The sequence below is a fragment of the Polyangium sorediatum genome, from assembly GCF_029946465.1.
GTDB lineage: Bacteria > Myxococcota_A > Polyangia > Polyangiales > Polyangiaceae > Polyangium > Polyangium fumosum.
Genome location: NZ_JARZHI010000104.1, coordinates 21523 through 28073, shown reverse-complemented (window position 1 = coordinate 28073; position 6551 = coordinate 21523). Strand labels below are relative to the sequence as shown.

Here is a 6551-nt window from a genome sequence, read left to right as displayed (position 1 = left end):
TCCCCCCGGCTCCGTCACCATCAGCCGCGGCCTGGAACGCCTGGCACCCGCAGCAGAGATGCTGCGGGTCCTCAGGGAGAATGGGCTTGTGAGATGAGACCAGTGCTCAGGGCACGGCCTGGACCGAAGGGGAAGAACTGCGCGGTGCGCAGTTCTTCCCACGGGCCCCTGGAGGTCGACGTCGATGCGCGCAAGGCGTGTGGGCACGTCTCCGAGGCGCGTGGGCGCAGGAAAATCACGCGTGGACGGGGAGCAAAGGCGCGCGGGCGAGGCTGCGAGGCGCGCGCGCGTGAGGTCGAGGCGCGCGTGCATGACGTGGAGATCGTTCTGGAATGTCATGAAGGCGCGTGCCCGCGACGCGAAGACGCGTGGGCACGAGGGGAAGGCGCGCACGCACGACTTGGAGACGCGCGCACGCGACTTGGAGACGCGCGCACGGGTGCCGATCAAGATTGGCCGCGACTGATCAAGATTGCCGATCGGCCGTAGCGAATAGCGATTTCGGCGCGTAGGGTCGGCGGGCCTGAAAAAGGCGCCGCCCCGAAGGGTCTGCAAACCCCCGGGGCGACTTGGCCGCAACCCCGTTCACCGGAGTCGCAACCCATGCTTCGTTTAGTCCACCCCGCGCCGCGGGGCCAAGGGACTCGTCCGCCTTCCGGCCGGAAGAGCCCCGCTCTCCACCCCACCTACGAAGAGCGCGCCCACATGCGCGCCGCCGAACGCAACATCGCCCGCGCCTACGGCGGGCGCGCCGTGCTCGCGTCCGTGATGGGCGTCTCCATGAGCGCCCTCGCCAACATGCGCCGCGGGACGTCGCACGCGATCGCCGTGCTGCTCGCGCGGGCGGGCAGCATCCCCGTCGAGCAGGTCCTCTCCGGTCGCCCCCACGTGGCGGGCGCGTGCGCCCTCTGCGGGCGGAAGGGGGGCGCATGATGGCCGCGTCCCGCTTCCGTGCTCGGCCCCTTCGCGGGACCGATTTGATCGAGATCCAGCGCTCAAACCTCCGCGCCCTGCTGCGCCACCTTCACCGCGAGCAAGGGACCTGGATCGCCGTGGCGCACAAGCTCGGCTTCCGCCGCTCCTTCGTGCTCGCGTTCTGCGACGGGACGGAGCCGGGGAACATCGCGCTGGCCCGGAGCATCGCCCGCGCCGTCGGTCTCTCGCTCGACGATGCCCTCGCCGGGAGAGCGCCGCCCCGCAAGGCCCCGGCGCTCTCTCTCGTGACGCTCCCGAAGCGGAAGGGAGGCGCCTCGTGACCGAGCACGACCAGGGCCACGACGAGACCCCGGACAGCCTTCCCGCGGTCCTCTCCGCGGAGCAGGCGGATCGCGTGCGGAAGGCGCTCGCGCCGCACGTCACCACGCGCACGCTGTGGAAGGCCTCCGAACCGATCGGCTACGCGCCGAAGTACGTGCAGGCGTTCCTCCGTGGCGAGATCCACTGCACGCTGCACTTCGCTGCGGGCGTTGCGCACGCGCTCGACGTCGACGTGGAAGCCCTCGTCCGCGGGGGTGAGCCGTGAGCCGGTACCACCGGCCCGAGGGCGGCGCCGCGCCGGTCGTCGTGGCGGACGCGGACGAGGTGGTTCGTCTTCGCCCGATGCTGACTCGCTACCTGCGAAAGATCGGCGTGGACGAGCTGTACATCCCCGACCTCATACAGGAGACGATCTCCACGACGTGGGAAGCCCTGCACGAGGGGCGCGTCCGCGGTGGGGATGACCTGAAACCCGAGCAAGCCCTTTGCGGGTTCGCCCGGCAAACGGCGTGGCGGCACGCCATGAACCTCATGCGGCGCGCCTCGATGCGACTCGAAATCCCCATGTCCGCGATCCAGTCGCCCCCCGACCTCGTGACGCCGGATCCGATGTCCGAGATCGAAGCCCGGGATCTGCTCACGTGGGTCATGAAGTCCCGCCCGAAGCTCGCCAGCATCGTGCTTCTCGCCGCCCGCGGGCTCATCGGACCGGAGGCGGCGCGGGCCATGGGGCACGGGCTCACGGCGCATTACGCCCACGTCCAGAAGCTCCGCGCCGCTCTTCGAGCGGTCGGCGCGGCTCCCGCCCCGAAGCAGGCTCCCCGCCCCACCTGGAAGAGCCGGAAGCGCGGACGCTGAAAGGCGACGGGCGCTACCCACCACCCATCCAGTTACGGGTCAATCCTTCTTGTCAGCTTGTTCTGACTCCGACGTCGGGCTCGGGAACACGCGATTGACGATTTTGGTCAGCACAATCCCGATCGGCGCCGCAACGGCTGCACCAACGACGAACACAACGGCAATCGTGAGGTTCGAGTCCAGACCAAGCACTTTGGACAAGACCAACACCACAACCACAAATATGAGAAGCGCCACGATCGCCGCCAAGAGATATTGCATCGTAATGCGCACCGGCATCTCGTAGCGCGATTTTGCAATATCTACTTGTGCTTTGGCGACCTGAATTTGTGCCATGGCAGCCTCCGGCGTAATGTGAACTATATTCGCCGAGACACTGACGTCAAGTCGACTTTCCGTGAAGATGCCAAGGCGGGCAAGATCGTCGTTGTTACCCACGAGAGGCCTCCGCCTTTATGGCAAGCCAGGCGAACTGTATGAGGTAGTAACAGTTGCCACAAGCGAAGGCGAACGTAGGGAATACTTTGCCAGTTGGCGTGAACGTTTTGGCTGAGGTTCCGTCGGCGACCTCTTCAGGCTTGGACGGCGCATACTGAGAAACGCCGCAGATGCCCATCGGGAGCCACCTAAGAGTGTTGCACACTGGGCAGTGTGGCAGAACTCCGCCTGGCACGTTCTTGCGCATGTGTTCGCCCAAGATGGCGAGGTTCTCCTGGAGATCCTCGTCCTTGGGCTTTGTGGGGGGTGCCGCCATCGGTAGGCGACAGGTAAAGCACAAGTAACTCCACAGCCAAGTTTCTTACTCCCGCGGAAACAGCGACAACTGCCGTTCCCTCGGCCGCCACGCGAACAGGTCGAGCTGCGTTCCTGGGGGCGGTAGCGGCTCGCGCGGAGCATCCCCCGTCCCGACCCTCGCCGGAGGCACGGTTGGCGGCGTAGGAGCCCGCGGAGCCGCGCTCGGCTTGCCTTTCCCGCCGGGCAGAGCGCGGAGCCATCCCTTGCCGTTCGGCAGCTCCCTCGCGGCGCCATGCTTCTCGCCCGGGGCGGGGGCGGGCGGCGCGAGCTTCTTCGGCTCCGGAGGCGCGCACGGCTCGGCGGCAAGGGCGCGCTCGACAAGCTCCTGCACGCTCCAGACGTGCGAGGCGATGCCCGCCTCCATGGCCGGCGTGACGCGCAAGGACTCGTGGACGCGGCAGAAGTTGTACCAGGCCACGTGGAGCGAGACGGCCGCGCGGTGATTCTCGATCTTCTTCGAGAAGCCGTTGCAAAGTCGCGTGAAGCGCCGGACGTGCATGCGCACCGTGAGGTTCGCACGCTCGACGTGAGACGTGCTCGCGCGATCGAGGTTCGGCGCGCCGTGCGCCGTCTTCTTCGTGATGAACGGATCCCGGGGAGGCTCGTAACGATGGTCGTGGCGCTGCCCGTCCGCGCGTCCCTTCTTCGAGTAGTTCTTCTGGATCACGGCGTGGTCGACCGCGCCGCCGAAGCTCTGCCCGACGGCGATGGGGTAACTCTGCCAGCCGTCCGTAGAGAGTTCCGGGATCGTCACGAGGCGAGCGCGGAGGTCGGCGACGAACGCCCGCGTGTTCGCCTCGTCGCGCTTCCCGACGCGGTAGCTCACGAGGAGCTTCTTCGTGCGCGCCATGGCGAGGTAGGCGTAGGCGTCGCCGTGGTCGGGCGAGTCCTCCGCGGTCACGCGCGCCTGCTTCTTCTGCACGTACGACCAGATTTCATCGAGTTGGATCTCGCGGATGTCGAGGTCGCGGACCAGGGCGTTGTGGAGCAGGTCGCAGCCCTCGCCCATGCGAAGCAGGGTCGAGAGGACCGTCGGGATCGACACGTCCGTGAGCCGCGACGTCGCGCGCACACTGGCACCCTCTACGAGGTGGCGCACCACGTCGACGCGCTTCTCGATGGGCAGGACGTTCGCCACGACGCGAGACCCCAGCAAGGGCCGCCACGGGCGCCGCGTCGCGCCCCATGCGCGTCGTCGGCTCGACCGTTTCAGCGGCTCACTCGATGGGATGAATCTATCACGATTCATCGCGTTTCCGTGGTTATTCGGCAATGGCCTAGGACATGAATTGTCCGAGGTCGGACCGTTTGCCCGCGGAGATCGACGCATCGATCCGAGGGTCAACCGTGCCAACGCGAGGGCGGACGATGCCGGTCCGCGGCGCATGTTCAGGGGTCCGGTTTCTTGCCCCGGTCGGCGCGGTGTTCCTACGCTTGAACCATGAGCAGATTCACGGCCGAGGAAGAGAGCCAACTGGCAGAGTTGATCCGAGACGCCGAGAGCGGATGGGAGGGGTCGGCTTTCGGCATCCAATGGGATCCGGAGACCAGCGGCGCCGTCATTGACGAGGCGATCCGTGTCCTTCGTCAGCGTGGCTATCAGATCCGGAAGGAGGCTCTGGCGTTTTACGTGACTGGTCGTCTCTGACCGCTTCTGGTCGACTCTTCACGCAGTCGAAGCCGTATCCGTCGACGTCCTGAAGCTCGGCGCAGATCGCCAGGACGTCCCGACTCATGCGCGCGAGCTTCCCGGTCCCCTCGTACCTCAAATCGTGCCCGAACAAGTCGATGCCCGCCCGCGCGCGCAACGCGAGTCGCGCCCCGATGACGAGAAGCTCCTCCCGGATGCGCGTCAAGTCGATGTCCACCGTGACGGGCTCGTGTTCGTCATCACGCGTCACGATCGTGTAGCCTTGTTTACGAATCATGTTCCCTCTCGATCGGGTGAAGTGGTGTCCCTGCGTTCGTCGCGCCGAACCGGCTGATCAAGTTTGATCAGGACCCGCGCACGCGACTTGGAGACGCGCGCACGCGACCTCTGGGTCGCCACCGGCCTGTGGGAAGAACTACGCATCGCGTAGTTCTTCCCCTGAAGGTCCAGCGCTTGCGCGGGTCCGGGTCGAGGGGGTGACCCCGAGGGAGCCACGACTGCATGCATCCTGCCTCGACGCGCTCGGAAGGGTGTGGTCAGGGGATGGACATCACCATCGTTCGCACGTGAGCCAACCATTGCGGTTGGAGATGTCGCCGCTGCAGCGGCGGTATTGGTTCAGGCAGGATCTCCGCGCGCCCCCCGCGCGCGTCCGGCACCGCGCGCAGAGCTGTCCGCGCCTCTTGCTGATATTCCAGCAGGTTCGCACGTACGTGTTGGCCGCCAATGCCGAGGCGCTCTCCTCGACGTTGGCCTCCTCGTCCGGCGCGGCGGGCTCGTTCGGCGCGGCGAGAGCCTCGCTCCCCGTGCCGAGGATCGCGCCGAACCCCATCCAGGCCGCAAAAAGAAGGTTGCTCAGAGACTTTTTCATCATCGTCCTCCATGTTCTATCGATCGCCGCGTGGTTTCGCCCGGCCTGTCCGGGCTCGATAATCACTCCCTAAGGTCGTGCATGTGGGGGCGCAATTACGGCGGCGCTCGTCGGTCGGCGGGACCCCGCAATAGAGGTAGGGGCCATCCGGAAAGGATGTGGTAGGGTGCGTCGTGCCCGAGGATTGCCGACCCGCGCCCCGACGATGCGCCGCTCTCGCTCTCGCGCTTCTCTCCACCGCCGCCTGCGATCGTGTCGGCTCCCGCGCCCTCGAACCACGCCCGAACGCCGGCCTCGCGACGAGCGGCGCCGGCATCTCGGCGCGGATCGAGCGTATCCACGTCGGGTACTGGCAAACGAGCGCGAACACGCGTGTCGATGTGCACGTCGTCAACGAAGGAAAAACGCCCCTCCATATCGAGCCGGAGAAAATCGATCTCGCCGTGCTCGGTCGGTCGTCCGCGCTCGTCTCCGCGTCCGTGGCCGAAGGCGACGAGGACCTCGCGCCTGGGGAGGGCGGCACCTATCGCCTCACGCTCCCGGGCGCGCCGATCGAATCCGGCGCGCCGTACGTGCTGCGCCTCCATCCTGCCGTTCATGCGCCGGCCGACGCGATCGAACCCTTGCCCCTCGTCAATCCTGCGAAGCCGCACCTCGGGTATGGCCCTCCGGCCGATTCCACGTGGGTCTTCGTCGCCCGCGTCGGCGGGGGCGCCATTCGACGAGATTCCGTCACGGCGGGGCTCGGCGGGATCGAGGTTTTCACGGGGCCCCAGTTCGGTCGATTCTCGTTTGGCCTCAGCGCGATGATCGGCGCGGGCTCGATCGGCGGCGAGGTGCGTTATCGCTTCGAGCCGGCGAAGGTGCTCGCGATCGTCCCGTTCGCCGGGTACGGGTATTATCCCATCGCGGGGATCGTCGGCCTGAACGTGGGCCATGGCGGCCGCATCGGCGCCGAGCTCCAGTTCTCGCTCGGCGAGGCCACGCGCTTCGGCTGGGCCCGGAGCGGCGGCCGCATGGGCGTCTTCGCGCACGCCGGGCCCGTCTACATGCGTGTCACCGAATCGGTGGGCCTCGCCGCGCAAGGGGGGCTCACGTTCGGTTTTTTCTAGCATCCTC

General features: G+C 67.1%; 10 protein-coding genes. 6 read left to right on the top strand and 4 right to left on the bottom strand.

Annotated elements, in window-relative coordinates:
- Window positions 1-310: 310 nt before the first annotated feature.
- The 5 genes from QHF89_RS46580 (at window position 311) to QHF89_RS46560 (ending at window position 2115) form a co-directional block, all read left to right on the top strand.
- Window positions 311-466 carry a hypothetical protein gene (locus QHF89_RS46580; protein ID WP_284721857.1) on the top strand — a complete coding sequence of 52 codons (156 nt, stop codon included), beginning with the start codon at window positions 311-313 and terminating at the stop codon, window positions 464-466.
- 239 nt (window positions 467-705) lie between these two features.
- On the top strand, window positions 706-933 hold the full coding sequence (locus QHF89_RS46575) for a hypothetical protein (protein WP_136968974.1): 228 nt from the start codon (window positions 706-708) through the stop codon (window positions 931-933).
- A complete protein-coding gene (locus tag QHF89_RS46570) occupies window positions 930-1256 on the top strand; it encodes a hypothetical protein (protein ID WP_136968973.1) in 327 nt (108 codons plus the stop codon). Before QHF89_RS46575 ends, QHF89_RS46570 begins: the two co-directional genes overlap by 4 nt.
- Complete coding sequence (locus QHF89_RS46565; protein ID WP_136968972.1) at window positions 1253-1522, top strand: hypothetical protein; 270 nt, start codon at window positions 1253-1255, stop codon at window positions 1520-1522. Before QHF89_RS46570 ends, QHF89_RS46565 begins: the two co-directional genes overlap by 4 nt.
- On the top strand, window positions 1519-2115 hold the full coding sequence (locus tag QHF89_RS46560; protein ID WP_136968971.1) for an RNA polymerase sigma factor: 597 nt from the start codon (window positions 1519-1521) through the stop codon (window positions 2113-2115). The genes QHF89_RS46565 and QHF89_RS46560 overlap by 4 nt, the downstream gene beginning before the upstream one ends.
- 39 nt (window positions 2116-2154) lie before the next feature.
- On the opposite strand, the gene QHF89_RS46555 is transcribed toward QHF89_RS46560, so the two are convergent.
- From QHF89_RS46555 to QHF89_RS46540, 4 genes are all read right to left on the bottom strand, one after another.
- Window positions 2155-2553, bottom strand: a complete 399-nt coding sequence (locus tag QHF89_RS46555) for a hypothetical protein (protein WP_136968970.1) — start codon at window positions 2551-2553, stop codon at window positions 2155-2157.
- A 361-nt stretch (window positions 2554-2914) separates the two neighbouring features.
- Window positions 2915-4048, bottom strand: coding sequence for an IS1 family transposase (locus QHF89_RS46550; RefSeq protein WP_136968969.1), 1134 nt, complete (start codon window positions 4046-4048; stop codon window positions 2915-2917).
- A gap of 421 nt (window positions 4049-4469) precedes the next feature.
- On the bottom strand, window positions 4470-4838 hold the full coding sequence (locus QHF89_RS46545) for a hypothetical protein (protein ID WP_136968968.1): 369 nt from the start codon (window positions 4836-4838) through the stop codon (window positions 4470-4472).
- A gap of 273 nt (window positions 4839-5111) precedes the next feature.
- Window positions 5112-5435, bottom strand: a complete 324-nt coding sequence (locus QHF89_RS46540; protein WP_136968967.1) for a hypothetical protein — start codon at window positions 5433-5435, stop codon at window positions 5112-5114.
- A gap of 170 nt (window positions 5436-5605) precedes the next feature.
- On the opposite strand from QHF89_RS46540, the gene QHF89_RS46535 reads away from it, so the two are divergent.
- Entirely contained in the window at window positions 5606-6544 is a 939-nt protein-coding gene (locus QHF89_RS46535) for a hypothetical protein (RefSeq protein ID WP_136968966.1), read from the top strand.
- Window positions 6545-6551: the final 7 nt, after the last annotated feature.